Source organism: Candidatus Magnetaquiglobus sp. (genome assembly GCF_058402785.1).
Map to the genome: position 1 here is coordinate 36,792 of NZ_JBZVFG010000017.1, position 25,342 is coordinate 62,133.

Genomic DNA, 25,342 nt, shown 5'->3' on the forward strand with positions numbered 1-25,342 from the left:
AAGGGGAGGTGGAGAGCCTGGACAAGCAGTTGGGCACCGGACTCGGGGGCATGGTCTCCCCCGCCGACACGCTCAAGCTGCTGCAAGGGATGCTGGCCGGCAAGAGCGGTCTGAAGCTCATCTCCCTGGAGGTGCAACCGCCCGTCACCCTGCTCGAGGGAGAGGGCAAGGCGCGCTCGATCCATCAACACACCCTCAAGATGCGCTTTTCCGGTCAATATTTCGATTTGGTGCGGCATCTGCGCGATCTGGAGCGTCTTCCCTGGAAGCTCTTCTGGGATGATGTGGAGTTCGTGGTGGCCGACTATCCCACCTCGTATGTCTCGCTGCGTCTGCACACCTTGAGCTTTTCGCCGGAGTTGATCGGCAAGCCCGAATAGCCCTGCACGTTCCCTGAGAGGTGGTTTGGTGATTCCTGTGTATGGCATCACAAACCTGCACGAATCGAACACATATCGATAGCGTGCTTCTCACAATGGCTGCGCAATTGGGGGGCCATGCATGGCCGTGGAGGCTGTTTGGCAGGTGCCAAACAGCCTCTGAACGGCGTTGAAAAGAACACAAACCTTCGGTGTGGATCTCTTGCGCGGTTGCCAGCGCGAGGCGATTTCGTTATTCTTCATGATTGGTCGCATCCTTGTTCACCTTGCTTCAAAATCTCGGGACACTGCCCCATGGAAAGCATCGAAGTCGCCAAAATCAAGCCCGGCCAGAGCATCACCCTGGAGTTCGGCAACAAGTCGCCAATCCTCACCCGTCTGGACGAGTCGAGAAAATTCACCCTCGAGGATTGGTATCCGGAGGCGTGCGAAATCTATGTCCTGGACGAGGAGATCGCCGAGGATGAACCGGTCCGTTACGCCTTCGATCCGGAGTTGACCCTCGACGATCTGGACGAGGATCAAAAGCGGTTCGGAGAGGGGCGTCGCATCTTCGACTTCCTGGGTCGGGTCGTCGGCAGCATCGAGGGCGACGAGGATGAAGAGGACGATGAAGAGGAGGCGGATGGCGAGGGGGACGGCGACGAGGAGTGATCCTCGCCATGGCGGCCCTGATGCCCGACGCGGGGAATGGCTTGTCGAGGCGTGACGGATGATGCCGCGCGTCAAGATCTGCGGCATCACCCGCCTCGAGGATGCCCTGGCGGCCTGCGCGGCAGGAGCCGATGCGTTGGGATTCGTTTTTTTCGAGGGTTCCAGGCGCTGCATCACCCTCGAGTCCGCTGCGGCGATCATCCGGCGCCTGCCGCCGTTCGTCACCGTCACCGGCCTGTTCGTCAACGCGGCGCGTGAAACCATCCTGGAGACCGCCGGGCGTTGCCGGCTGGATGCCATCCAGTTGCACGGGGATGAACCCCCCGAGGCCTGTCGCGATCTGCCCGGACGGGTGATCAAGGCGCTGCGGGTCGCGGGCCCTGAGGATCTGATCGGCGTGGCACGCTATCCGGTCCAGGGGTTGCTGCTCGACGCCAAGGTGGCGGGTCACTACGGCGGGTCGGGCCAGCCGTTCGACTGGTCGATTCTGGCGGGGTTTCAACCTCCGGTGCCGTGGATTCTGGCCGGTGGGCTCGACCCGGAGAACGTGGCGGATGCCGTGCGACGCGTGCAGCCCTATGCCGTGGATGTCTCCAGCGGCGTGGAGGCGACTCCTGGCATCAAGGATCCCGCGAAAATGATCGGATTCGTCCGGCGGGTTCGGGAAGCCGCCGCCCTTTTTTCCCGCTCCTGACAATCGGCTTCTGCCCGGTTGATCGAGGTGGAAGCTGGATCATCCCGACTCCTCGGCCTCCGCCTTGTTTGGAACGCTCCGTGTCGCGGATTCAAAACCGTTGGCCCGGCAGCTTCTCTTCAAGCGGAGACATGGAACCGACCGGGTGGTCGGTCAGTCGAACAAATGGCGGATCAAGAGGTTGGCATATCAAAAGGCACGGATGGAGAATACAAACGAAAACAACCGCTCCCAGTACGACACCACGCTCAAGGATCTGTTCGAACACCTGCCCCAGACGCTGTTGCGGATTTTGAGCGGTTCTCAGGCGATCGAATCGCTCTCCGTGGAGTTCGCATCCACCCGGAAGTGGCTGCCGGACCTGGTGTTTCGAATGGAGGACGGTTCGATCCTGCACCTGGAGTTGCAAAGCGCATCCGAGGGCATGTCGTGGCGAATGCTGATCTATTATGCGCTGATCCGCCAGCGCTATCCGGACAGCGATCTGGTTCAAAAGGTGTTGTACGTCGGACTGGAAGCCTGGAATCCGCCGGCGGCGATTGCTGAAAAAAATCTCTCCTTTCGCTACGAAGTGGTGGACATCCGCACCATCGACTGCCAGGAGTTGATGGCCAGCCCGCTTCTGGAGGAGAACATCCTGGCCATCCTGTGCCGGATGGACCGGCAGATGGAAACGATCCGGGAACTCTTGTACCGCATCAGCGAATTGCCGACCAAGGCTCGGGCCGATGCCCTGACGAAACTGTTCGTTCTGTCCCGGCTGAGGAGACTTGAGAAGATCATCCAAAAGGAGGCTGAAGAGATGGCCCTGACATTCAATGTAATGGATAACGACGTGCTGCGACCGTTGTTCATGAAAGCGCAGATGGAGAGCAAGCAGGAAGGTCGCCAGGAAGGCCGCCAGGAAGAAGCCGCTTCCATGCTCTTGAAACTGATGCGCCGCAAGTTTGGCCAAACGCCGGATTGGGTGATTGAGAAGGTCGGATCGGCGAACCTGGAGCTGATCGAGACCTGGAGCGACAACTTCGTTTTCGCCAATTCCGTGGACGAGGTGTTCGCCTCTTGATTGACCACGTTCCTGGCCATGGAACCTCTCGCCAGGGAGAGCCACTGTTTGACTAACGAATTCCTTTCTCTTGCGCCATGAAGGGGAGGAAACCATGGGGAGTCTGGATTCCATGACGTCCAATACACCGATGAACTGGCTCAACCGCCTGATCCGGCCCAAGATCAAATCCGAGGGGAGTCGCGCCCAGCACGCCCCGGAAGGGTTGTGGATCAAGTGCGAACCGTGCGGACAGACCCTGTTCCACAAGGAGCTGGAGCGGAATCTGAATGTCTGCCCGCACTGCAAGCACCACTTCCGCATCTCCGGCTTCACGCGCATCGACATCACCCTCGATCCCGATGGACGCCGGGAGCTGTTCGCCAACCTGCAACCTTCTGACCCTCTGAAGTTCAAGGATCTCAAGCGCTATCGCGACCGGGTGCGCGATGCCCAGAAGGAGACCGGGCTTCACGACGCGGTGCGGGTTTTCAAGGGGACCATCCAGTCCATTCCGGCGGTGGTGGCAGCCTTTGATTTCGATTTTCTCGGCGGCTCCATGGGGTCGGTGGTGGGTGCCAAACTCGCCCAGGGGGCCATGGCCGCGGTGGATGCCGGCTGTGGTTATGTGGTTTTTTCTGCTTCGGGCGGGGCGCGCATGCAGGAGGGGATCCTCTCGCTGATGCAGATGGCCCGCACCTCCACCGCCTTGACCCGCCTGGATGAGGCCGGCCTGCCTTTCATTTCGGTGCTCACCGATCCCACCACCGGTGGGGTCACGGCCTCGTTCGCCATGCTCGGGGATATCATTCTCGCCGAGCCTCACGCATTGATCTGCTTCGCCGGTCCGCGCGTCATCGAGCAGACCACCCGCGAAACCCTGCCGGAGGGGTTCCAACGCAGCGAATACCTGCTGGAGCACGGCTTTATCGATCGCATCTGCTTGCGCCACGAAATGCGCGATCAACTGGCCGATCTGCTCAACCGTCTGACCCGTGGACGGGATCATCGCGACGAGGCGGGCCGGAGCGGTCGCCTGGATCCGGTTCATCTTCCGGCAGAGTCGAAAACCCTGGTCTCCCCGTGATGGACGGGGAGTCCCCCGTCCTGCGCCAACTCCTGGAACGCCGCCCGTCGGAGACCATTCGACCGGGCCTGACCGCGATCCGTCGCCTGCTCGCCCGACTTGGCGATCCGCACCGGCATCTTGCCGTGATGCATGTGGCCGGGACCAACGGCAAGGGGTCGGTGATCGCCTTTCTCGAAGCCATGCTCGGAGCCGCCGGAATCCCGGTGGCCCGTTTCACCTCGCCTCATCTGCGCCGTTTCAACGAACGGATCTGCCTGGACGGTCGCGCGATCGACGATCGGGAGCTTGATCCGCTCCTTCTCGAAACCTTGGCCGCCGATCCGGACGCGGAGACCACCTTTTTCGAGTTGACCACCGCCGCAGCCTTTCTGCATGTGGCCAGACAGGCGCGGTTCCGGAGCGGCGCCGGGATCGTGCTGCTCGAAACCGGCCTGGGCGGGCGGTTGGATGCCACCAACGTGGTGACCCCCCTGTTGAGCATCGTCACCGCCATCGGCCTGGACCATTGCGATTATCTGGGTCCCTCCCTGGAGCGGATCGCCTTCGAGAAGGCCGGAATCTTGAAAAGAGGGGTTCCTGCCGTGGCCGATACCGCCGGTCGCGCCACCACGCGGGTGGTGGCGGGGATCGCGCGTCGCCGGGGGGTGCCTCTGGCGATCGGCGGGCGGGATTTTCGCCGGCGCATCTTTGCCGATGGGCTGGGACGAGTTGGTTGGTGGCGTTTCGAGGATCAGGAAGGGGCGGTGATCCTGCCGCGACCGGCCCTGGCCGGTCGGCATCAGGTTGCCAACGCGGCGTTGGCCGTGGCCGGTCTGCGCTGTCTGCGGCGCGAGGGAATTTTGGGGGTGTCCGACGCGGCGATCCGGAGCGGAGTCGGTTCGGCATGCTGGCCGGGACGGCTGGAGCGGTTTTCGGGAGCCCCGCCGGTCTGGCTGGACGGGGCCCACAACCCGGACGGCGCCCGCGCCCTGCGACGGTTCCTGCGCTCGCCGGAGTCGGCAGGGGGCGGTGGACCGACGGTGTTGCTCTTTTCCGTGCTCGACAACAAGGATGGCCAAACCATGGTCCGGCTGCTCGCGCCGCTGGCCGACGCGGTGGTCGTGGTGCCCATGGGTGGGCCGCGGGGTCGGAGCGCGTCGGAATTGCTCGGGTTGTGGCCAGACGATGGGCGCGTTGTCGCCTGCGACGATACGGTCCAGGCACTGGAACACGCGCGCGTGATGGCCGGTCCCGAGGGGCGCGTGGTGGTGACCGGTTCATTGTTGCTGGTGGGAGAGGTCCGTTCTCTGCTATGTTAAGGGAATCGATTGTGATAAACGTTCCAGCGAGCCGAGGCCACGCATGAAGCGCGATTCCAGAAAACCTCCGATCACCCGAGATGGCGGCATGCCTGGCGCGGCACGAATCGCAGCGGCGCGCGGCGCGCGACTGCCGTCCCTGCCGTCCCTGCTGTCCCTGCTGATCATGGCGGCGCCGGTGGCGCTCTGGGCCGAGGATCGGGCGCTCGACATGGATGCCGACCACCTGGACATCGACCACGACAAACGATCGGTCACCGCGCGCGGCAAGGTGAAACTCTCCCAGGAGGGGGGGGTGGATCTTTACGCCGACGAGGCGACCTATTTTATCGATCAGCGTGAGATCCAGGCCACCGGCAACATCCGCCTGATGCGCGGCAGCGATCTTTTCACCAGCGACAACCTGCGCCTGAATCTGGAAACGCGCAGCGGCAGCATGGATCGGGTCTCCGGAACGATCAAGGGTGCCAAGGGCAAGATCAACGCCGACAAGGTGGTGTTCAAGTCCCAGGACACCTTCACCATGGAACGGGGACGGTATACCACCTGCGAGTGCGAACCCACGGCAACTCCGTCGTGGGAGTTGGTGGCCGAGACCATCGACGTGGACCGGACCGAGAACACCCTGACCGCCCACGGTGCCAGTTTGCGGGTGGGGGATGTGCCGGTGTTGTGGTCGCCCTGGTGGCAGCATCCCTTCATGCCCAAGCGGCAGAGCGGTTTTCTGTATCCTCTGATGCGCGTTTCCGGGGGCAACGGTTTCGAACTGGATCTGCCCTACTACTGGAACATCGCCCCGGAGCGGGATGCCACCTTCGCCCTGCACCCCACCTCGCGGCGCGGCGTGCTCACCAAGGCGCAATACCGCTACATGGGGGAGAACTACACCGGCACCCTCGACACGTTGAACATCGTCGATACCGTGGAGGACCGGCATCGCGGATTGACGCTCTTCACCCACCGTCACGACCTGGAGAGCTGGGAGTTGGATGCCCGTCTGGCTGCCAGCCAGACCCGCGATTTTCTGCACGATTTCCAGCAAAAGAAGCTGGTGGACTCCCGCGAGCGGCGTCTGGAGTCCCATTTGATCGCCGATCGTTTGTGGTTGCGTCAGAACGGCTTCACCAATTTCGAGGCCGGTTCGCTGTGGTTCCAGAATCTGGATGCCGCCAACGACCGTTACACGGTGCAGCGTTTGCCCTATGTGAGCTTCACGGATGATCGTCCGCTCCATGCCCTGGATCGGGCCGTGGAGGGGAGCGGAACGCGGGTGGGTCACTTCACGCTGCACAACGATGCCAAGTTCGACAGCTTCTATCAACTCTCCGGCGACGCGGCGCAGAGGTTCGATCTGGCGCCCGAGCTGCAATACTGGCGTACCCTGCCGATCGGTCATGTGAGCGGTGCCCTGGGTCTGCGGGAGACCGGTTACTGGATCCAGGGGGATCCCAATCAGACCGGTCTGGATTACGATTCGACCGTGGCGCGCGAATCGGCCTCCTTGCGGGTGCGCCTGGATCTGGACCTGTCGCGCACCTACGGCAATGGCGCCTGGAAGCATACCCTGGAGCCGGCGGTGCAATATGCCCTGATCTCTGCCTCGGATCAGAGCCGTCTGCCGAACTTTGACGCCACCCTGCGCAATTTCACGGTTTCGAATCTCTATGCGGGCAATCTCTACTCCGGCGAGGACCGGGTGAGCGCCGGGCAGTGGGTGACCTATGGTTTGACCTCGCGTCTTTACGGGCGCCAGGATGATGGCGCGATTCGCAACCTGTTGAACGCCACCATCGGACAGCGTTGGGCACCGGAAGGGGATCGGGAGTACCAACAGGGACACGCCTTCTCGAACATGGTGGCCGGGGTCGAGTTCTTTCCCTGGAGCCACTGGGGGCTCTCCCTGGGTGGGCGCTACAACCCGCATCAGAACCTGATGGAGTATGTGGAGTCCATGGTCAACTATGGCGATGCCAACGTGATGGTGGGTCTGGGGTATCATCGCAACCGTCCCGATCCCATGGCCGGGGTGATGCTGACCGAGGGAAGCCGCGATCCCTTGGAGGACGTATCCTTGCAGACCCGGCTGCGTCTGGATGAGAACTGGCGTTGGAAACAGACTGCCGATTATTCGTTGGAGAGCAGTGCCATCAAGAGTTGGCGCACCGGCTTGACATACGAGCACTCCTGTTGGAGCCTGGAGCTTTCCGGCGGTCGGGATCTCTCCTCGCAGACCAGCGAGCACGGCGGCGGATTCGTGGGGTTTTTCTTCATGTTGCGAGGTTTGGGTGGCTATGGCTTCTCTTCGTGATGGTGATGGGCGTCGTCGGGTCCCGGCGTGGCTGGCGATCGGCCTGGGCGGGTTGTTGACGTTCGCGGCCTGGCAGGAGCTTCTGGCGGTATCGGACCGGATCGTGGCCGTGGTCGAGGCGGGCATCGTCTCGGAAAAACCGGTCAAACCCAGGGCCATCACCGCCTCCGAGGTCGAGGAAGCGGCCCGTCCCATGCTCGAGCGCATCCGTCAGGAGGGCGGCAACGTCGATCAGGACAAGTTTCGTCAGAAGGTGCTCGAAGAGCTGATTCAACGGGTGCTGCGCGAGCAGAAGGCCGAACAGATGGGGCTCAATGTCTCGGATCAGGATGTGGACTCGGCCATGGCCCAGGTGGAGCGCAACAACCAGCTCCCTCCCGGCAAGCTGCCCGAAGCCCTGGTTCGGCAGGGGATCGATCCGGAGGGGTATCGTCAGGGATTGCGGGATCAGATTTTGAAGACCCGTCTGATCACCAAGGTGATCCGGCCCATGGTGTCGGTGTCCGACGACGAGATCCGGGCGTTGCATGATGTTTCCCAGGGGGGTGGCGGTCCCAGAGAGGTTCGTTTGGGGCAGATTCTGCTGGCGGTGGATGGATCGACCTCGGCCTCCAAGGTCGCGGAGAAGGCTGAACTGGCGGAAAAACTGGTCGGGCGGTTGCGGGCCGGGGAGTCGCTGGCCAATCTGGCCGGTCAGTTCTCGGATGATCCGAGCGGCATCGAGGGGGGGGAGATCGGCTGGTTCAAGCAGGGCGAAATCATGCCGGAGTTGGAGACCGTGGTCTTTGCCATGCGACCGGGCGAGGTGACGAAACCGATTCGTACCCAGCAGGGGTATCATGTGGTGGTGGTGCTCGATAGTCGTCAGGGCAAGGGGCCGGGAGGTTCTGGCCAGGTCAAGGTGCGGGCACGGCATATCCTGTTGAAGGTCGGCGAGGGTGCCGGAGGTGGGGAGGAGCGTCAGGTTCTGGAAAAACTTCAGAAGATTCGTCAGGAGTTGATGAAAGGGGCCGATTTCGCGAAAGTGGCCCGTGAGATCTCCCAGGATGGCAGCGCCAAGGATGGTGGGGAATTGGGTTGGTTCGGGCCGGGGATGATGGTGGCGCCGTTCGAGGAGGCGGCTTTCCGGTTGCGTCCCAACGAGCTTTCCCAGCCGGTGCGCACGCCGTTCGGCTGGCATCTGATCCTGGTGGAGGAGAAAAAAGAGCTGGCTCCCGACTCCCTGGAGGCGCGGCGCAAGGAGTTGGAGGAGCGGTTGATGGAATCCAAGCTCAACGCGCGTTATAATCAATGGTTGCGCGATATCCGGTTGCGTGCTTTCGTGGAGTACCGATGATCGACCTTCTGGCGGTCAGCATGGGCGATCCGGTGGGGGTGGGGCCGGAGATCGTATTGAGGGCGTTTGCCGAAAAGCGGGTATCCGAATATCGTTTGTTGCATGTCGGCGACCCGGAGGTGTATGCGCGTACCGCCGTCCATCTGGGTTTGGCGATTCCGTTTCGGGTGTTCGGCGCGGTGACGGTCGATGCGGGTGGTTCGCCGGACCATTTCGACATCCTGGCCACCCGGAATCCGGTCGATCACGCGGCGTTCGCGTTCGGCAAGCCTCATCCGGGTCATGCCGCTTGTGTTGTCGAGAGCATCGAGACCGCCTGTCGGCTCGCCGAGGCGGGACAGGTGGCCGCCATGGTCACCCCACCGATCCACAAGGGGTCGATCCACGCTGCGGGCTTCGATTTCCCCGGCCATACCGAGCTTCTGGCTCGTTTGTTGGATGTGCGCATGCCGGTGATGATGCTGGCTGGAGAGGGGTTGCGGGTGGTGTTGGCCACCATTCACCAATCCGTGGAATCGGTGTCGCGATCGTTGACGCGCGAGGGGTTGCACGGGTTGATCCTGGCGACCTTGCAGGCCTTGCGTCACGATTTCGCCATGCCTGAACCGCGTCTGGTGGTGACCGGCCTCAATCCCCATGCCGGCGAAGGGGGTGCCTTCGGCGACGAGGAGATCCGTCTGATCGAGCCGGTGTGCCGGGAGTTGCGGGAGACGTTTCCGGGATTGCGCGGTCCCTTGCCGGCGGATACCCTGTTCCATGCCCGTGCGCGGGCCGGGTATGATGCGGTGGTGTGCATGTATCACGATCAGGGGTTGATTCCACTGAAGATGCTGGCTTTTGGTCATGCAGTTAACGTAACATTAAATCTCCCCATCGTTCGCACCAGCGTGGATCATGGCACGGCCCACGACATTGCCGGGCAGGGGGTTGCCGATCTCGGTTCGTATCTGGTGGCGTTGGAGACGGCCAGGCAGATCGCTTTCAACCGTCGATCGGGGCATGGGTGATGCCTGTTTAGGGCATGGTTCGCGAGACGACCAGGAAGGTTGGATGGGATGTCCAAGCATCACGACAAAGAGCACAAGAAACACGAAGAACCCCGCTTTGCCGTGGTGTTGTCGGACACCGACAACGATTTGCGTGCGGTGCATTATGCGTTGCACATCGTGGGGGTGTGTGATCGGGAGGGGGACTGGCGCAAGGGTGTGCATGGCATTCGGGTGATCCACACCGGCGATTGGCTGAACAAATTCGCGCCATCCCTGGCCATGATTGATTATTTTATTCATTTATCGCGCACCGCTCCAAAAACATGCGATGTAAAAATTCTGAATGGCAACCATGAGCTGGATGTGTTGCATCGGTTGGAAAAGGGGGCATACACCTATTTGGGTGGGGTGCGGGAGGCGTTCATTCACGGGCGCGATCTGATTCATGTTTTTGGCAAGACATTGTTTTTGCATGGTTATCCAACATTATATCTGTTGCGTTTCCTGGCGCAGATCCGGGCCGAGAAGCATGATTTGAATGATTTCAACGATCGGGTGCGCAAGGCGTTTTACGAGGGGCATCATGCCTTGTTTCGGTCCGAGGAGGGCAAGGTTTTGATGGGCAATATCAAGAAGGCTCGTTTGTATTATCAGGAGAGCAGTTTCGACGGGGAGAAGCGTGCGGAGAAGATCAGTCGCATGCTCAAGGAGTTGGATATTCATACGGTGGTGCATGGTCATCGTCCGAACATTCTGGTGCAGAAGGACGAGGCCATCGAGATGGAGACGCCGGGGGTGCGGTTGGTGAACAACGACAATCAGCCGAAGATGAGTTTGTTGGGTGCGGCGATTGTGGACCGCAAGGGTGAGGTTTATTTTGTGAATGCGCGGGAGATGTATTGGCAGGGTGGGGAGGAGCGGTTCAAGAGGCAGATGCGGGAGTTGTTGGGAATTCATCGGTGAAGGGGTGAAAACTGGCGGGGGGCGGGAGTCTGGTTGGGGGAGGGAGTCTGGTTGGGGCCGAAAATTGGCGGGGTCCAGGGGCCAATGGCCCCTGGTGGGGTTCGGGGCGAAGCCCTGAGGTTTGGTTTTTGATTGTGTGACTTTGACTTTCGCGCGCTTTTCACGATAAGCCCTTTTTCGCGTCTTTTGCGAAAAAGGGCGCAAGCGCGCGGTCTTATGTGCCCTGGGTTGTTGCCGGTTTTGGGCAACGACCCAGGGCGAATTGCATGTCATCGACCAAGCCGGCTCCGGCGGCCTGTTCTGGCGAGGGTTCTCTGTTGACGTTTTGCAAAAGACGCAAAACGTCAACAGAGAACCAAGGCTGCGCGCAGCGCTTTTTCGCAAAAGGCGCGAAAAAGCGCTTTTTTGAAGAGCGCGCTAAAAGACATTCAAGCAAAGGCAAAACCTCGGAGGCTCTGCCTCCGAACCTCCGCCGGGGGCCGAGCCGGCCCCCGGACCCCGGCGACGGTTTACCCGGTTGTCCTCTCTCCACGCGACAGTTTTTCCGAATCATCCCATCCTCAAAACCGATCCAACACCCGCACCTCATCCAGATCCAACTGCCCCCCACGCGGATTGGCCGGGGCCGACGCCTTGCCCACCGCCACGATCATGGTGACGATGTGATCCGGCGGCATGCGGATGAATCGCCCCACCGCCTCGAAATCGAATCCGGTCATGGGACAGGAGTCATAGCCCATCCCCTGCGCGGCCAGCATTAACGTCTGCGCGGCGATGCCTCCGGACCGGATCGCCTCGTCATGCTGCAAGGCGTCGTTGCCGGAATAGTAACCGCGAATCATCTGAACCAGCGTCTGCTGGGTCTCCGACGGGGCGGAACGCCAGTAACGCTCCGGCTGCTTGTCCCAGGCCTTCAGATCGGCACACACGATCACCAGCAACGAGGCGTCGGTGATCTGCGCCTGATTCCAGGCCACGGCGCGGATCTGCTCGCGCAACGAACGGGAACGCACCACCACGAAACGCCAGTTCTGGATGTTGAAGGCCGTGGGGGAAAGGATGGTCAGACGCAACAAACGCTCCTCCTCCTCGCGACTCATGACATGATCGGGATCGAAACGTTTGACCGCACGACGGTTCTCAATGGCGGCGAGTACATCCATCTTGATGTTCCTTCAAAAAAGTATCGGTTGGGATCGAGTCCCTTCAGGGAATGGCCCGAGATCCGTTTTTCGGGCGATACGACCAGACGACCGGATGATCCTGGTCATGCGCTGGTCGGAGAGAAAGTGGAGGCCATGTTACCACATGCGCGACAACAAACCATCCCGGTCGAGATGATGGTGTTTGAACACGAACAGAATGTGCAGGGTGGCGAGCGTGGTCAACAGGAGCGCGGTGCCGAAATGGGCGGCGGCCAACGCGGTGCCACGCGCCTTGTCGGCCTCCAGGAGCGCCGGGAGTTCCAGACCGAACACGCTCACCGCCTTGCCATCCGCGGTGGAGGCCAGATAGCCGGTGATCGGGATGACCAGAATGAGCAGGTAGAGACCGCGCTCGATCCGTACCGTGTCCCGTCGTTCCCACTCCGGCATGGCCGCGTGGAAGGGTGGCAGGGGGTGACGCAGACGCCAACTCAAACGAATGACCGCCAGGACGAAGGCAAACACACCCAGGGAGCGGTGCCAGTGGAACAGACGCGGGGCGATCGGATCGTCGGGCTTGAGATTGGCGGCGTAGAAACCAAGAATCACCATGCCGATCAACAGGAACGCCATGGTCCAGTGCAGCAGGCGCGCGACCGGATCGAATCGGATGGGGAGGGGAGGGTTCATGGGCGCGGGTCACGGGGCTCAAGAAGGGTGAAGAGTGCCACGGGTTGATGTTCGAGGGTTCCCTCGAAACGACTGGCGCGACTTTCGATCGGTTGGAAGTGGCTGGAGAAGAGTTGGTCGATGGCCGCAGCGTCGAAACGGTATGGACCACCCTCCATGCGGGTTTCCTGGACGTGAAAGGTCTTGAGGAGGAGCAGACCACCCGGCGCGAGCAGACGGTGAAGGGTTGCCACATAATCGGCACGCCGCTCCGGCGGCAGGACGTGAAAGCAGCCGCGATCGAAGATCCAGTCGAAGGGACCGGCCAAAGAGGTGTTCAGGATGTCGTCGATGACCCATGTGACCTCGACCCCCGCGTCCTGCGCGTACCGACGGGCCGATTCCAGCGCGGTTTGGGAAAGATCGGTGCCGGTGACCCGAAACCCCTGTCTGGCCAGCCAGACCGCCTGGGTGCCGGGACCAGTGCCCAGATCCAGGAAGTGGCCGTTGCGCATGGCACGGGTGGAGAGGGTGGCGAGAAGATCGCCATCCGGTTCCGGGGTGTACCAGGGGAGCTTGTCGATGGCATCGCTCCGGTAGCGGCTCTCCCAATCGGTGAATTCTCCGATCTGGCGGGGTGGCGTGCTCATGGCGGTCAGATCTCCAGGGCGTGCATGTGATGGATCAGATCCAGGACACGATGGGCGTAGGCCCATTCGTTGTTGTACCAGATCAATATTTTGACCGTGGTGTCGATGACCCGCGTGGAGAGGCCGTCCACCACCCCGGACCTGGACTCCTCACGGTAGTCCGAGGAGACCAGGGGGAGATTGGAGAAGCCCATGTAACGGGTTTGGGCGGCTTGCAGGATCTCGTTGAGGGTGTCGGTGTTGGTGCTTTTTTCGACCTCCACCACCATGTCCACCAACGAGACGTTGGCCACCGGCACCCGTACCGACATGCCGTCGAAACGACCCGACAACTCCGGGATCACCAATCCGATGGCCGCAGCGGCACCGGTGGTGGTGGGGATGATCGAGGTGGCGGCGGAACGGGCGCGACGCAGATCGTTGTGCGGGGCGTCGAGCAGACGCTGGTCGGCGGTGTAGGAGTGGATGGTGGTCAGAAGCCCCCGCTTGATGCCGAAATGGTCGAGGATGAGGCGTGCCGGATGGGCCAGGCAGTTGGTGGTGCAGGAGGCGTTGGAGACCACCCGGTCCCGATCCGGATCGTATTCGTCTTCATTGATCCCCATGACCACGGTCTTGACCTCCCCCTTGGCCGGCGCGGAGATGATCACGCGTCGGGCGCCACCGCGCAGATGGGAGGAGGCGTCCGCCAGGTTGGCGAAACGACCGGTGGCTTCGATCACCACGTCCACCCCGTACCGATGCCAGGGGATGGCCGCGGGCAGGGGCTCGGAGAGAAATTGACAGGCGTGGGTGTTCAGGGTCAATGTGGCTCCGTGCAGGGAACACTCTCCCTTCCACGGGCCGATGAACGAGTCGAACCGGAACAGATGGGTGAGGATCTCCGGGGTGGAGAGATCGTTGATCGCCACGACCTGGAGATCCTGGAAGGCCGGATCGCTCAAGGCCGCGCGAAAGATGGCACGGCCTATGCGACCGAAACCGTTGATGCCGATGCGTATGGTCATGACGGAACCTTGCGGGATGGTGGCCGGTGAGGCCAATGTGGGTTTGAACCACGCGCCAAACCATTATCTTGCCAGAGAATGGCCCCATTTTTCAAGTTCTGTTGGCAGATCCTTGACGTGACCCGCTGGCTTTAAGACCGGGGGCGGGAACGTCGGGTTCCCCCTTGGGAGCGGTTTTTTCGGTTCAAAAGCCGAGCCGATGGCCGCGTGGGATGACCCTGTGTGACGGATTTTCACTTTCAACGGACCTGCCGTTGGTTTATCCTCCCCTTGTAAGGAGCGATTATCGTTTCCTTGAAGGTTTCATCCACCCTGACGCAATCAAGAAGCGAACCATGGAAGAGTTTCAGCGCATCAAGAGGCTGCCCCCGTACGTCTTCGCGGTGGTCAACGACCTCAAATACGCCGCCCGGCAACGGGGAGAGGACATCATCGATTTCGGCATGGGCAATCCGGATCAACCCACGCCCAAGCACATCGTCGATCGACTCTGCGAGGCCGCCCAGGAGGGACGCAACCACCGCTATTCGGTCTCCAAGGGGATCCACGGGCTGCGCAAGGCGATCTGTGCCTATTACCAGCGCCGCTTCGACGTGGAACTCGATCCCAACACCGAGGCCATCGTCACCATCGGCTCCAAGGAGGGGATCTCCCATCTGGCCCTGGCCATGACCAATCCGGGGGATACGGTGCTGGTGCCCAATCCCACCTATCCGATCCACGTCTACGCCTTCGTGCTGGCCGGCGCGGATATCCGCCATGTGCCGCTGGTGCCCAACACCGATTTCTTCGAGGCGCTCACCCAGGCGATCCGCAATACCTGGCCCAAGCCAAAAACTTTGGTGATCAATTTTCCATCCAATCCGACTGCTCAGGTTGTTGATCTTGATTTTTACTACAAAATCAACGAATTCGCGCGGGAACACGACCTGTTCGTCATTTCGGATATCGCCTATGCCGACATCTGTTTCGACGGCTACAAGGCCCCGAGCATGTTGCAGGTGCCGGGCGCCAAGGAGCGCTGCATCGAGTTTCATTCTCTTTCCAAGACCTACAGCATGCCCGGTTGGCGCGTGGGTTTCGGTGTGGGATGCGAGCGCCTGGTGCATGCCCTGACGCGCATCAAATCCTATCTCGATTACGGCATGTTCCAGCCGATCCAGATCGCCGCCTCCGTGGCCCTGAACGGTCCGCAGGAGTGTATCCAGGAGCACTGCGCCACTTACCAGTTCCGCCGCGACGTGCTCATCGAAGGGCTGGATCGCGCCGGCTGGAAGGTGGAAAAGCCCAAGGCGTCGATGTTCGTCTGGGCCGAGATCCCGGACGAGTTCAAGTCCGTCGGCTCCCTGGAGTTCTCCAAGCTGCTGCTCAAGGAGGCCAAGGTGGCGGTCAGTCCGGGGATCGGTTTTGGTCAGTACGGCGATCATTATGTGCGCATCGCCCTGATCGAGAACGAACACCGCACCCGGCAGGCGATCCGGGGGATTCGTCGCTTCATGAATCTCGGGGGCGATGTGGCGCCTTGAGTGAGGGTGGAACGTGGCACTCCCGACAGGGGAGGCCCATGGACGGGGGGACGAGAGGGGTTCTCGTCCCATCTGGCAAGTCAATCGGGAGCATGGACGTTGGAAGCATTGCGCATCGGAATGTTGGGTTTTGGCACCGTGGGACGCGGCGTGGCCGATCTGTTGTTGAACCACCAGGAGTTGCTGGCCCAAAGGGCCGGGGTGCCGTTGCGTCTGGTGCGCATCGCCACCCGTACCCCGGAACGGGATCGCGGCCTGCCGCTGGGCAACGTCGAGTTGACCGGCAACGTCAATCGGGTGGTGGATGCCCAGGATCTGGACGTGGTGGTGGAGTTGATCGGCGGCATCATTCCGGCCCGTGATCTGGTCGGACGCGCCCTGGAGAGCGGCAAGCACGTCATCACCGCCAACAAGGCGCTGATCGCCGAGTTTGGCCACGAGATTTTCGCCCTGGCCAACTCACGCGGGGTGCAGCTGGGTTTCGAGGCCGCCGTGGCCGGCGCCGTGCCGGTGATCAAGGCGCTGCGAGAGAGCCTGTCGGGCAACCGCATCGATCTGGTGTACGGAATTCTGAACGGCACCTGCAACTACATTCTCACCGAAATGCGCGAGAAGGGCCTGCCCTTCGCCGAGGTGCTCGCCGCGGCCCAGGCCAAGGGATATGCCGAGGCCGATCCCTCGTTCGATGTCGATGGCATCGACGCGGCCCACAAACTGGCGATCCTTACCGCCATCGCCTTCGGCGCCCGGCTGGACTTCTCCCACATCGACAAGGAGGGAATCCGCCATGTGTCGGAGGTGGATATCGCCTGGGCGCGCGAGATGGGCTATCGGTTGAAGCTGCTCGGCATGGCCCGCATGCAGGAGGGGATGCTGGAGGTGGCGGTTCGCCCGGTGATGGTGCCGGAAGGGTCGATGGTCGCGGCGGTGGAAGGGGTCTCCAACGCGGTGTTCGTGCATGGGGATTACGCCGGCACCACGATGTATCACGGACGCGGGGCGGGGGAACGTCCGACGGCCAGCGCCGTGGTGGCCGATCTGATGGACCTGGCGCGGGATCTCAAGGCCGGCGCGAAGAATCGCGTGCCGCCGCTTTCCGTGCCGGTGCATCATCTGCGCACCATGTCGATCCAGACCTCGACCCAGCGGCGCGGAAGTTTTTACATCCGTCTGGCCGTGGCCGATCAGCCGGGGGTGCTGGCCGACATCACGGCGATTCTGGCCAAACAGGCCATCTCCATCGATGCCATCCATCAAAAGGGCCGTTCTCCGGTGGATGCGGTGCCTCTGGTGATGGTGACCCACGAGACCACCGAGTCCCGCCTGTTCATGGCCATGGAGGAGATCGAGCTGCTCGATGCGGTGCGTGAGCCGCCACGGGCCATCCGCATCGAGTCGGCCCTGGCGTGAGGTGTTCATGGGCTTGCATGATGGGGGAGAACCCCCTAACCCCCTTACCATGGACCTCCCTGGAGGGCGTTCCATGGTAAACCGCACCCAGCTTGGGATGTGTGGTTCTTATGGGTGAAAAAAAGAGAGGATCTGGGAGGTTCCTCTCCCAGGGTTTTGATTTTGCCTTTGACTTGAGTGCGCTTTTTGTTTTGTCGATTCGCGCATGCGTGGGGTGATTCCCTGTCCCCGAGCCGTGGAAAGATTTGTATGGTCGTTTCCAGGGCAATCCATGTCCCCTTCTCATAACCAATTCCCCCAACGCCGTCTCATCTCCCGAAAGGGCATCCATGCTTTCACTCACAGGCAAGAGCTGGCAAACCCGCGCCGAGGTCACCGAGGCCGAGCGACGTTTGACGCGGGAGTTTGGTCTGCATCCGCTGTTCGCTCCGATCATCGCCCATCGACAGTTGAAGACTCCGGACGACATGGAGCGGTACCTGCGGCCTGTGTTGAGCCATCTGGTCGATCCGTTGGGGCTGGCGGGCATGGAGACGGCGGTGACGCGGCTGGTGCGCATGCTGGAGGCCAAGGAACCGTGCGCCATCTTCGGGGATTACGATGTGGACGGCGTGACCTCGAGTGCGTTGTTGCATCGTTATCTGGGTGCCCTGGGACAACCTCCGCGCATCTACATTCCGGATCGCATGGCCGAGGGGTATGGCCCCAACGGTCCGGCGCTGCGGCGTCTGCATGCCGAGGGGGTGCGGGTGGTGATCACGGTGGATTGTGGCATCACCGCTTTCGAAGCCCTGGAGGAGGCGGCTTCGGTGGGGCTGGATGTGATCGTCACCGACCACCATCAGGCCCGCGAGGCGTTGCCGCCCGCCGTGGCGGTGATCAATCCCAACCGTCGCGATGACGAATTCCCCCACAAGGAGTTGGCCGGGGTCGGGGTGGCCTTTTACCTGGTGATGGCTTTGAACCGGGCTTTGCGTGCGCGGGGTTGGTTCAACTCGGGCGTGCGCGAGCCGGATTTGAAGGGGGTGTTGGACCTGGTGGCCATCGGCACCATCGCCGATGTTGCCAGTCTGACCGGCTTGAATCGCACCTTGACCACGGCGGGGTTGCGTCAAGTCTCCCAGCCGGGCGGGTTGAAGGCCGGGCTGGCCGCATTGATGGAGATCGCCCGGTTGCACGGTTCGTTGAGCGCCGGACAGGTGGGGTTTCAGATCGGACCCAGACTCAACGCCGGCGGGCGGTTGGGACGGGGGATGCTGGGTGCGGAGTTGTTGATTTCCGAGGATCCGGAGCGTGCCCGCGAGATTGCCGCCCAGTTGGAGGCGTTCAACCAGGAGCGGCAGGGGTTGGAGCGGCGGATTCAGATCGAATCGGTGGCCCAGGTGGAACGGCTGGGTCTGGCGGAGCGTCGCATGGGGTTGGTGGTGGCGGGCGAGGGTTGGCATCCGGGGGTGGTGGGGATCGTCGCCTCGCGGTTGATGGAGCGTTATCATCGTCCGGTGGTGGTGGTGGCGTTGGACGGGGAGGGGGGCGGCAAGGGTTCGGCCCGATCGATACCGGGGGTGGATCTGTTGGCCGCGGTGGAGGCGTGCGCGGAGCATTTGCAATTTTTCGGCGGCCATCGCGCCGCCGCCGGGGTGACGTTGCAGCCGAACCGGGTGGAAGCGTTCGCCGAAGCGTTCGATCAGGCGGTACGCGCCGGCAACGACCCGGAGGTTTTCCTGCCGACGTTGCGGGTGGATGGGGAGATCCCTTTCGAGGCGATCGATCTGGAGTTGGCGGGCCGCATCGAGCGGTTGCAACCCTTCGGGCGCGGCAATCCGGAACCGGTGTGGGTGGCCCGTGATGTGCGGGTGATGGATCCCAAGGGGTTGAACGACAGGCATGTGAAGTGTCATCTGGCCGATGGTCGCGATCGGGCGTTGGAGGCGATCGCCTTTGGCGTGCTCCCCGGTCCGCTGGGTGAGGGACTGCTGCGTCCGGCTGGTCGTCTGGATGTGGCCGGCACCTTGTCGATCAACCGCTATCACAACCGCGAGCGGGTGCAGTTCTTGATCAAGGATGCGCGGATGGCGGGGGAGTGAGGAGAGTGGGAGGGGAGGAGAGTATTGAGGAGCAAGAAAAAATAAGATAATTTTTGTCTTTTTCTTCGATGAGTTTCAAGCGATGTTTCTGGTCTGGAAATATCGCTTGAAACAGCTTTTGAAGATAGAGTTGTCAGCCTGCTTTTTCAGAGGTCTCCCGCGCAGACTCCTCCGCTTTTTCTTCCGCTTCCGTGTGTTGGATGTCGGCATAGACATCTTGCAGGTCGCGTTTGTTGACCCACAGCACCCAGGCGAAAACCGCCACCAGCAGTCCACCCACCACAAAGATCGTGCTCATCGGTCTGGTCTCCCGTTCGATCGAGGGGATTGTCGTTGCATGCGCTTTTTTTGAGTTTCCATAGTGATATTCTCTCCTGTTTACCGGCTCGAATGCAATCGCAATCGCTTGGGCTGTGACATTCGGTGCAGGGGCGTGATCGGATGGTGACGGGCGGGATTGGGATATGGTATTTTAATCGATTGTACCTTCAGGCTTCGGAGATCCCGCAATGCGCGATTTCCGAAGGTTCACCCCTTTGCAAGTCGATCGAGTCAGCATGTCCAAGGAAGAGAATCCCCTGATCGCGGCCCGCAAGGCCAAGTTGCAGGCCCTGGTGGAGGCCGGGGTCAATCCCTATCCCAACGACTTCAAGCCCGAGGATCGCCTGGGCGAGGTGCGCGCCCGTCACGAGGCGGTGGAGGATGCCGAGCTTCTGGCTGCGGTGCGCGTGCGGTGCGCGGGGCGGATTCTGTTGTTGCGGAATTTCGGCAAACTCACCTTCGCCACCTTGGCCGATGATTCCGGGCGGATGCAGATCGCCGTCTCCCGCGACGAGGTGGGCGAGGCGCTCTACCGCGACGTGTTCCGCAAGATCGAGGTGGGGGACATTCTCGGCGTGGCGGGGAATCTCTTTCGGACTCAGACTGGCGAGCTGACCATCCGGGTGAGCGGCTTTCAGTTGCTCTCCAAGGCGGTGCGTCCGTTGCCGGAAAAATTCCACGGCCTGGAGGATGTGGAGGCCCGCTATCGGCAACGCTACGTGGATCTGATCGTCAATCCCGAGGTGCGGGCGGTGTTTCGCACCCGGTCGCGGTTGATCCATCTGATCCGCTCCTTCATGGAGGCGCGAGGGTTTCTGGAGGTCGAAACCCCGATGATGCATCCGATTCCCGGCGGCGCGGTGGCCCGGCCTTTCGTGACCCACCACAACGCCCTGGATCGGGATTTGTACCTGCGCATCGCGCCGGAACTCTATTTGAAACGGCTGATCGTCGGCGGCTTCGAGAAGGTGTTCGAGATCAACCGCAACTTCCGCAACGAAGGGTTGTCGGTCCGGCACAATCCCGAGTTCACCATGATGGAGTTTTATCAGGCCTACGCGGATTATCGGGAGTTGATGGCCTTGACCGAAACCCTGATCACCCATCTGGTGCAGGAGCTGCACGGTACGTTGGTGATCACCCATCAGGGTCGGACCCTCGACTTCACCCCACCCTGGCCGCGTCTGACGCCGGGTGAGGCGTTGGTCCGGCATGCCGGATTTGCCGCCGACCGGGTGGAGGAGCGGGCCTATCTGGAGGAGCGGGCCGCCGGTTGCGGGGTGAAGGTGGCGCCGGCCTGGGATTTGGGCAAGCTGCAACTGGAGTTGTTCGAGGCGCTGGTGGAGTCGAACCTGATCTCGCCCACCTTCATCATCGACTATCCGGTATCGGTATCGCCGTTGTCGCGCCGTTCGGACGCCAATCCGGAGATTACCGAGCGGTTCGAGCTGTTCATCGGCGGCTGGGAGATCGCCAACGCCTTCTCCGAGTTGAACGATCCGGCGGATCAGGCCGAGCGGTTCCGCATGCAGGTGGCGGCCAAGGAGAAAGGGGACCAGGAGGCCATGCATTTCGATGCCGATTACATCCAGGCGCTCGAATACGGCATGCCACCGACGGCGGGCGAGGGGATCGGCATCGACCGGCTGACCATGCTGTTGACCGATTCGTCGGCGATCCGCGATGTGATTCTCTTTCCGGTGTTGCGTTCATGACGCGCGGAGTCTGCAGGTCGAAGGCGGGGCGCGATGGAATGTTCTGTCCGGTGTTGCGTTCATGATGCGCAGGGTCTGCATGTCGAAGGTGGGGCGCGATGTGGTGGCGTGAACGCTACGAATGGCTGATCGGGCTGCGTTATTTGCGCGCCAAGCGCTCGGAGTCCTTCATCGGCGTCATCACCTTTTTGTCCCTGGGCGGGGTGGCGCTCGGGGTGGCGGCGTTGATCACCGTGCTGGCGGTGATGACCGGTTTTCGCGAGGAGTTGCAGGGGAACATCCTCGGGGTGACCAGCCATGTGACCGTGCGTGCCGCCAACGGCAATCTGGCCGGCCACGAAAAGGTCATGGAGACCATCGCCCAGGATCCCCGGGTGACCGCGTTGGCCCCGTTCGTCTCCACTCAGGCGATGCTCTCGGTGGAGAACCGTTCTGCGGCGGTGGCGTTGCGCGGCATCGAACCGGAACGCGAAGCCCAGGTTTCGTCCCTGTCTACCAACGTCAAGGAGGGCAAGCTGGCCGGGTTGCCGGAGTTCGGGATTCTGCTCGGCAAGCGGCTGGCGCGCAATCTCTATCTGGAGGTGGGGGATGGGGTCACCGTGACCGTTTCCACCACCACCGTGACCGCCATGGGCACCTTGCCGCGCATGAAGCGGTTTACCGTGGTGGGGATCTTTGACTCCGGCATGTACGAATACGACCACGCCCTGGCCTACATCCGCCTGGAGGATGCCCAACGGCTCAACCGGCTGGGCGCGGATATCTCCGGCATCGCGGTGATGACCACGACCCCCCAGGAGGCCCTCGGCGTGGGCAAGCGGCTGAAAGCCTCCCTGGGATCCGGGTATGAGGTGCAAGACTGGATGGAGATGAATCGCAGCTTCTTTCGAGCCTTGCAGCTGGAAAAGACCACCATGTCGATCATCCTGCTGCTGGTGGTGCTGGTGGCGGCCTTCAACATCGTTTCGAGCCTGGTGATGGTGGTGATGGAAAAAGGCAAGGAGATCGCCATCTTGAAAAGCATGGGCGCGCGTCGGCGTGGCGTCATGGCCATCTTCATCATCAACGGCGGCACGATCGGCATCCTCGGCACGGTGCTGGGCACCACGCTCGGGGTGCTGCTGGCCAGGAATCTGGAGTCCGTGTTGCGCGGCATCGAGAACACCTTCGGCATCCAGCTCGTTTCCGGTGATGCCTTCTTTCAAAATCATGTCCCTTCCACGGTGCTCGCTTCCGATGTGGCGTGGATCGCCGGCATGAGCCTGACCATCACCCTGCTGGCCACGCTCTATCCGGCCTGGCGGGCGGCGGGGGTCGATCCGGTGGAGGCGTTGCGTTATGAGTGATCCGTCGTTGCCCGTGTTGCAGGCCGAGGGGCTGTATAAATGGTTCGGTTCCGAGGCGCGCCGCGTGGAGGTGCTCAAGGGGGTGGAGTTCACCTTGAAGCGCGGGGAGATGGCCGCCCTGCTCGGGGTTTCGGGTTCGGGGAAGAGCACCCTGTTGCAGATCATGGGCGGACTCGACCGACCGAGCGCCGGCACGGTGCGCATCGACGGCGAGGATCTGCACGCCATGCCCGCCAACCGCGCCGCCGGATTTCGCAACCAACGCATCGGCTTTGTCTATCAATCCCATCGGCTGCTGCCGGAGTTCTCCGCGCTCGAGAACGTGATGATGCCGCTTTTGATCGCGCGCACCGCGCGCGCCAGAGCCCGGGAGGAGGCGACCATCCTGTTGAACGAGGTGGGACTCGGCCACCGTTTCGACCATCGACCCGGACAGATGTCCGGTGGCGAGCAGCAGCGGGTGGCCATTGCCCGTGCGCTGGTCACCGGTCCGGGGCTGCTTTTGGCCGATGAGCCCACCGGCAACCTGGATCGCAAGACCGCCCTCGAGGTGTTCCGTCTGCTGCGGGATCTGAACGCCAGGCGTGGCCTGGCCTGTCTGATGGTCACCCACAATCCGGAATTGGCGGTGGATCTCGATCGTCGTTTGCATCTGGTCGAGGGGGTGCTCACCGAGGAGCGGGCCGAGGGGCTGGCGTGAGCGCTCCGTTCGCCTTCTGGCAGCAACGCTTCGAATGGGTGATCGGCCTGCGATATCTACGGGCCAAGCGGAGCGAGTTTTTCATCAGCGTCATCACCGCCCTGTCCATGGGCGGGGTGGTGCTCGGGGTGGCGGCGCTGATCACCGTACTGGCGGTGATGACCGGCTTTCGCGAGGAACTGCAACGCCAGATCCTCGGCGTGACCAGTCATGTGACGGTGCGGGCGCCCTCGGGCAACCTCGATGGGCCCGAAATCCTCATCCCGCGCATCCGCGAGACTCCGGGCGTGGTCGCGGTGGCCCCGTATACGTTGCATCAGGCGATGCTCTCCTCCCAGGGGCGCTCGTTCGGGGTGGTGTTGCGCGGCATGGATCCGGAACGCGAAACCCAGGTTTCGGCCCTGGGCGCCAACATCCGTCAGGGGAAACTCGCGGGGCTTCCCAAACAGACCATCGTTCTCGGCGGCAAGCTCGCCCGTAATTTACAGGTCGAACTGGGGGATCGGGTCACGGTCACCATCGCGGTCAGCTCCGCCGGGAGTGGGGTGGCGCGTCCGCGCATGGAGGCGTTCCGGGTGGCGGCGATTTTCGAGTCCGGCATGCACGAATACGACAACGCCATGGCCTACATCCGCATCGACGACGCCCAACGTCTGATGGAGATGGGGCAAACGGTCACCGGCATCGAGATGCTCGCCACCACCCCGGATACTGCCCCCATGGTGGCCCAGGCGTTGCGCGAGTCGTTTGGAAAAGGGTACTGGATCCGCGATTGGATGGAGATGAACCGCAATTTCTTTCGCATTCTGCAAATGCAGAAGTCGGTTCTGTTCGTGATTCTGCTGCTGGTGGTGCTGGTGGCGGCCTTCAACATCATCTCCAGCCTGATCATGGTGGTGATGGAGAAGGGCGGGGAGATCGCGATCCTGAAAACCATGGGTGCCCGCGCCTCGAGCATCCTGGCCATCTTTATGATCCACGGCGGCATCATCGGCGCGGTCGGCACCACGCTCGGCACCCTGCTGGGACTGGTGCTCTCCTGGAATCTGGAACAGGCGGTGCGCGCCCTCGAGAAGCTCCTTGACATGCAACTGATCTCGGGCGAAGTCTATTTCATCGACCATCTGCCCGCCCGGGTGGTGGCCGGGGACGTGGCCTGGGTGGTCGGTTCGAGCCTGGCCATCACCCTGGTCGCCACCCTCTATCCGGCCTGGCGGGCGGCTCGGGTCGATCCGGTGGAGGCGCTGCGTCATGAATGAAACCAGGTCAGGCACACTCGACCAACAGCGACAGGCGCGACGACTCGCGCGGACGGGATATCCGGCATGAACGAGATCGTGCAGAACATCATCATCTGGGCGCCGGGGATCCTCTTCGCCATCACCCTGCACGAGTGGGCCCATGGCCGGGTGGCCACCTGGCTCGGGGATCCCACCCCGCGCCTCATGGGGCGGTTGACCTTGAATCCCATTCCCCATATCGATCTGGCCTGGACCATCGTCATTCCGGGGGTCATGCTTCTGGCCTCCCTCATGGCCACCGGCACGCCGTTCGTTTTCGGCGGGGCCAAGCCGGTGCCCATCGATCCGCGCTATTTTCTGCGTCCCGGACGCTCCTACCGGATGAGCATGTTCTGGGTTTCCGCCGCTGGTCCCGTGATGAATCTGCTGCTGGCCCTGGGGTGTGCGCTGTTGTTCCGGTTGGTGACCCGTCTGCCGGAGTTCTTCATGGTTCCGTTGGCCAACATGCTGGTGGCGGCCATCCACATGAACGTGCTGCTGGCGGTGTTCAATCTGTTGCCGATCCCGCCGCTCGATGGCGGTCGGATGCTGGGAGCGGTTCTGCCCAGGCCGTTCGATCGCCATCTGGATGCCCTGGGACGCTATGGCATGCCGATCGTGCTGGTGTTGGCCTTCTCCGGGGTGATGAGTCAGGTGATGGTGCCGGCGATGTCGGTGTTGAACCGTTTTTATCTCTCCATGGCGGGTTTGCATTGAATCTGCCTGTCAGGT

At 62.0% G+C, this 25,342-nt stretch carries 23 protein-coding genes; 18 read left to right on the forward strand and 5 right to left on the reverse strand.

Translation table 11 applies throughout. The features are described 5' to 3' along the window. The first annotated feature begins 8 nt into the window (after positions 1-8). From ACV4UY_RS07825 to ACV4UY_RS07870, 10 genes are all read left to right on the forward strand, one after another. Complete coding sequence (locus tag ACV4UY_RS07825) at positions 9-380, forward strand: hypothetical protein (protein ID WP_491607042.1); 372 nt, start codon at positions 9-11, stop codon at positions 378-380. A 294-nt stretch (positions 381-674) separates the two neighbouring features. Then, a complete protein-coding gene (locus tag ACV4UY_RS07830; RefSeq protein WP_491607043.1) occupies positions 675-1,034 on the forward strand; it encodes a hypothetical protein in 360 nt (119 codons plus the stop codon). Positions 1,035-1,095: 61 nt separating this feature from the next. Continuing rightward, a complete protein-coding gene (locus ACV4UY_RS07835) occupies positions 1,096-1,728 on the forward strand; it encodes a phosphoribosylanthranilate isomerase (protein WP_491607070.1) in 633 nt (210 codons plus the stop codon). Positions 1,729-1,930: 202 nt separating this feature from the next. After that, positions 1,931-2,794 (forward strand): DUF4351 domain-containing protein, encoded by an 864-nt coding sequence (locus ACV4UY_RS07840; protein ID WP_491607044.1) that lies wholly within the window; start codon positions 1,931-1,933, stop codon positions 2,792-2,794. 112 nt (positions 2,795-2,906) lie between these two features. Then, positions 2,907-3,860 (forward strand): acetyl-CoA carboxylase, carboxyltransferase subunit beta, encoded by a 954-nt coding sequence (gene accD, locus ACV4UY_RS07845; RefSeq protein WP_491607045.1) that lies wholly within the window; start codon positions 2,907-2,909, stop codon positions 3,858-3,860. After that, positions 3,860-5,161: a bifunctional folylpolyglutamate synthase/dihydrofolate synthase gene (locus ACV4UY_RS07850; RefSeq protein WP_491607046.1), complete on the forward strand. Its 1,302-nt coding sequence runs from the start codon at positions 3,860-3,862 to the stop codon at positions 5,159-5,161. Before accD ends, ACV4UY_RS07850 begins: the two co-directional genes overlap by 1 nt. 43 nt (positions 5,162-5,204) lie before the next feature. Then, positions 5,205-7,469, forward strand: a complete 2,265-nt coding sequence (locus ACV4UY_RS07855; RefSeq protein WP_491607047.1) for an LPS-assembly protein LptD — start codon at positions 5,205-5,207, stop codon at positions 7,467-7,469. Next, positions 7,453-8,805 carry a peptidylprolyl isomerase gene (locus ACV4UY_RS07860; RefSeq protein ID WP_491607048.1) on the forward strand — a complete coding sequence of 451 codons (1,353 nt, stop codon included), beginning with the start codon at positions 7,453-7,455 and terminating at the stop codon, positions 8,803-8,805. The genes ACV4UY_RS07855 and ACV4UY_RS07860 overlap by 17 nt, the downstream gene beginning before the upstream one ends. Continuing rightward, positions 8,802-9,812 (forward strand): 4-hydroxythreonine-4-phosphate dehydrogenase PdxA, encoded by a 1,011-nt coding sequence (gene pdxA, locus ACV4UY_RS07865; protein WP_491607049.1) that lies wholly within the window; start codon positions 8,802-8,804, stop codon positions 9,810-9,812. The genes ACV4UY_RS07860 and pdxA overlap by 4 nt, the downstream gene beginning before the upstream one ends. Before the next feature lie 48 nt (positions 9,813-9,860). After that, the gene (locus ACV4UY_RS07870; RefSeq protein WP_491607050.1) at positions 9,861-10,757 is read left to right on the forward strand and encodes a metallophosphoesterase; all 897 of its coding nucleotides are present in this window, start codon (positions 9,861-9,863) and stop codon (positions 10,755-10,757) included. A gap of 560 nt (positions 10,758-11,317) precedes the next feature. Here the strand turns inward: ACV4UY_RS07870 and ACV4UY_RS07875 are convergent. The 4 genes from ACV4UY_RS07875 to gap form a co-directional block, all read right to left on the reverse strand. Then, positions 11,318-11,920 carry a nitroreductase family protein gene (locus ACV4UY_RS07875; protein ID WP_491607051.1) on the reverse strand — a complete coding sequence of 201 codons (603 nt, stop codon included), beginning with the start codon at positions 11,918-11,920 and terminating at the stop codon, positions 11,318-11,320. 138 nt (positions 11,921-12,058) lie between these two features. Continuing rightward, the gene (locus ACV4UY_RS07880) at positions 12,059-12,592 is read right to left on the reverse strand and encodes a cytochrome b (RefSeq protein ID WP_491607052.1); all 534 of its coding nucleotides are present in this window, start codon (positions 12,590-12,592) and stop codon (positions 12,059-12,061) included. Continuing rightward, entirely contained in the window at positions 12,589-13,221 is a 633-nt protein-coding gene (locus ACV4UY_RS07885) for a class I SAM-dependent methyltransferase (protein ID WP_491607053.1), read from the reverse strand. Before ACV4UY_RS07885 ends, ACV4UY_RS07880 begins: the two co-directional genes overlap by 4 nt. 5 nt (positions 13,222-13,226) lie before the next feature. Beyond that, positions 13,227-14,228 (reverse strand): type I glyceraldehyde-3-phosphate dehydrogenase, encoded by a 1,002-nt coding sequence (gene gap / locus ACV4UY_RS07890; RefSeq protein ID WP_420904508.1) that lies wholly within the window; start codon positions 14,226-14,228, stop codon positions 13,227-13,229. Positions 14,229-14,563: 335 nt separating this feature from the next. On the opposite strand from gap, the gene alaC reads away from it, so the two are divergent. The 3 genes from alaC (at position 14,564) to recJ (ending at position 19,248) form a co-directional block, all read left to right on the forward strand. Next, positions 14,564-15,754, forward strand: coding sequence for an alanine transaminase (gene alaC / locus ACV4UY_RS07895; protein ID WP_491607054.1), 1,191 nt, complete (start codon positions 14,564-14,566; stop codon positions 15,752-15,754). Between the two features lie 99 nt (positions 15,755-15,853). Beyond that, positions 15,854-17,164 (forward strand): homoserine dehydrogenase, encoded by a 1,311-nt coding sequence (locus ACV4UY_RS07900; RefSeq protein ID WP_491607055.1) that lies wholly within the window; start codon positions 15,854-15,856, stop codon positions 17,162-17,164. A gap of 329 nt (positions 17,165-17,493) precedes the next feature. Then, on the forward strand, positions 17,494-19,248 hold the full coding sequence (gene recJ / locus ACV4UY_RS07905) for a single-stranded-DNA-specific exonuclease RecJ (RefSeq protein ID WP_491607056.1): 1,755 nt from the start codon (positions 17,494-17,496) through the stop codon (positions 19,246-19,248). A 133-nt stretch (positions 19,249-19,381) separates the two neighbouring features. On the opposite strand, the gene ACV4UY_RS07910 is transcribed toward recJ, so the two are convergent. After that, positions 19,382-19,546 (reverse strand): hypothetical protein, encoded by a 165-nt coding sequence (locus ACV4UY_RS07910; protein WP_491607057.1) that lies wholly within the window; start codon positions 19,544-19,546, stop codon positions 19,382-19,384. Positions 19,547-19,805: 259 nt separating this feature from the next. On the opposite strand from ACV4UY_RS07910, the gene lysS reads away from it, so the two are divergent. The 5 genes from lysS (at position 19,806) to ACV4UY_RS07935 (ending at position 25,327) form a co-directional block, all read left to right on the forward strand. Continuing rightward, positions 19,806-21,284 (forward strand): lysine--tRNA ligase, encoded by a 1,479-nt coding sequence (lysS, locus tag ACV4UY_RS07915; protein WP_491607058.1) that lies wholly within the window; start codon positions 19,806-19,808, stop codon positions 21,282-21,284. Between the two features lie 98 nt (positions 21,285-21,382). Further along, entirely contained in the window at positions 21,383-22,630 is a 1,248-nt protein-coding gene (locus ACV4UY_RS07920) for a lipoprotein-releasing ABC transporter permease subunit (RefSeq protein ID WP_491607059.1), read from the forward strand. Further along, complete coding sequence (locus tag ACV4UY_RS07925) at positions 22,623-23,330, forward strand: ABC transporter ATP-binding protein (RefSeq protein ID WP_491607060.1); 708 nt, start codon at positions 22,623-22,625, stop codon at positions 23,328-23,330. The genes ACV4UY_RS07920 and ACV4UY_RS07925 overlap by 8 nt, the downstream gene beginning before the upstream one ends. Beyond that, complete coding sequence (locus tag ACV4UY_RS07930) at positions 23,327-24,589, forward strand: lipoprotein-releasing ABC transporter permease subunit (protein WP_491607061.1); 1,263 nt, start codon at positions 23,327-23,329, stop codon at positions 24,587-24,589. The genes ACV4UY_RS07925 and ACV4UY_RS07930 overlap by 4 nt, the downstream gene beginning before the upstream one ends. A gap of 66 nt (positions 24,590-24,655) precedes the next feature. Next, the gene (locus tag ACV4UY_RS07935; RefSeq protein WP_491607062.1) at positions 24,656-25,327 is read left to right on the forward strand and encodes a site-2 protease family protein; all 672 of its coding nucleotides are present in this window, start codon (positions 24,656-24,658) and stop codon (positions 25,325-25,327) included. Positions 25,328-25,342: the final 15 nt, after the last annotated feature.

Coding starts and splice junctions, on each gene's coding strand:
- ACV4UY_RS07830 (WP_491607043.1), top strand. CDS start 675: ATGGAAAGCATCGAAGTCGCCAAAATCAAGCCCGGCCAGAGCATCACC.
- ACV4UY_RS07835 (WP_491607070.1), top strand. CDS start 1,096: ATGCCGCGCGTCAAGATCTGCGGCATCACCCGCCTCGAGGATGCCCTG.
- ACV4UY_RS07840 (WP_491607044.1), top strand. CDS start 1,931: ATGGAGAATACAAACGAAAACAACCGCTCCCAGTACGACACCACGCTC.
- accD (WP_491607045.1), top strand. CDS start 2,907: ATGACGTCCAATACACCGATGAACTGGCTCAACCGCCTGATCCGGCCC.
- ACV4UY_RS07850 (WP_491607046.1), top strand. CDS start 3,860: ATGGACGGGGAGTCCCCCGTCCTGCGCCAACTCCTGGAACGCCGCCCG.
- ACV4UY_RS07855 (WP_491607047.1), top strand. CDS start 5,205: ATGAAGCGCGATTCCAGAAAACCTCCGATCACCCGAGATGGCGGCATG.
- ACV4UY_RS07860 (WP_491607048.1), top strand. CDS start 7,453: ATGGCTTCTCTTCGTGATGGTGATGGGCGTCGTCGGGTCCCGGCGTGG.
- pdxA (WP_491607049.1), top strand. CDS start 8,802: ATGATCGACCTTCTGGCGGTCAGCATGGGCGATCCGGTGGGGGTGGGG.
- ACV4UY_RS07870 (WP_491607050.1), top strand. CDS start 9,861: ATGTCCAAGCATCACGACAAAGAGCACAAGAAACACGAAGAACCCCGC.
- ACV4UY_RS07875 (WP_491607051.1), bottom strand. CDS start 11,920: ATGGATGTACTCGCCGCCATTGAGAACCGTCGTGCGGTCAAACGTTTC.
- ACV4UY_RS07880 (WP_491607052.1), bottom strand. CDS start 12,592: ATGAACCCTCCCCTCCCCATCCGATTCGATCCGGTCGCGCGCCTGCTG.
- ACV4UY_RS07885 (WP_491607053.1), bottom strand. CDS start 13,221: ATGAGCACGCCACCCCGCCAGATCGGAGAATTCACCGATTGGGAGAGC.
- gap (WP_420904508.1), bottom strand. CDS start 14,228: ATGACCATACGCATCGGCATCAACGGTTTCGGTCGCATAGGCCGTGCC.
- alaC (WP_491607054.1), top strand. CDS start 14,564: ATGGAAGAGTTTCAGCGCATCAAGAGGCTGCCCCCGTACGTCTTCGCG.
- recJ (WP_491607056.1), top strand. CDS start 17,494: ATGCTTTCACTCACAGGCAAGAGCTGGCAAACCCGCGCCGAGGTCACC.
- ACV4UY_RS07910 (WP_491607057.1), bottom strand. CDS start 19,546: ATGAGCACGATCTTTGTGGTGGGTGGACTGCTGGTGGCGGTTTTCGCC.
- lysS (WP_491607058.1), top strand. CDS start 19,806: ATGTCCAAGGAAGAGAATCCCCTGATCGCGGCCCGCAAGGCCAAGTTG.
- ACV4UY_RS07920 (WP_491607059.1), top strand. CDS start 21,383: ATGTGGTGGCGTGAACGCTACGAATGGCTGATCGGGCTGCGTTATTTG.
- ACV4UY_RS07925 (WP_491607060.1), top strand. CDS start 22,623: ATGAGTGATCCGTCGTTGCCCGTGTTGCAGGCCGAGGGGCTGTATAAA.
- ACV4UY_RS07935 (WP_491607062.1), top strand. CDS start 24,656: ATGAACGAGATCGTGCAGAACATCATCATCTGGGCGCCGGGGATCCTC.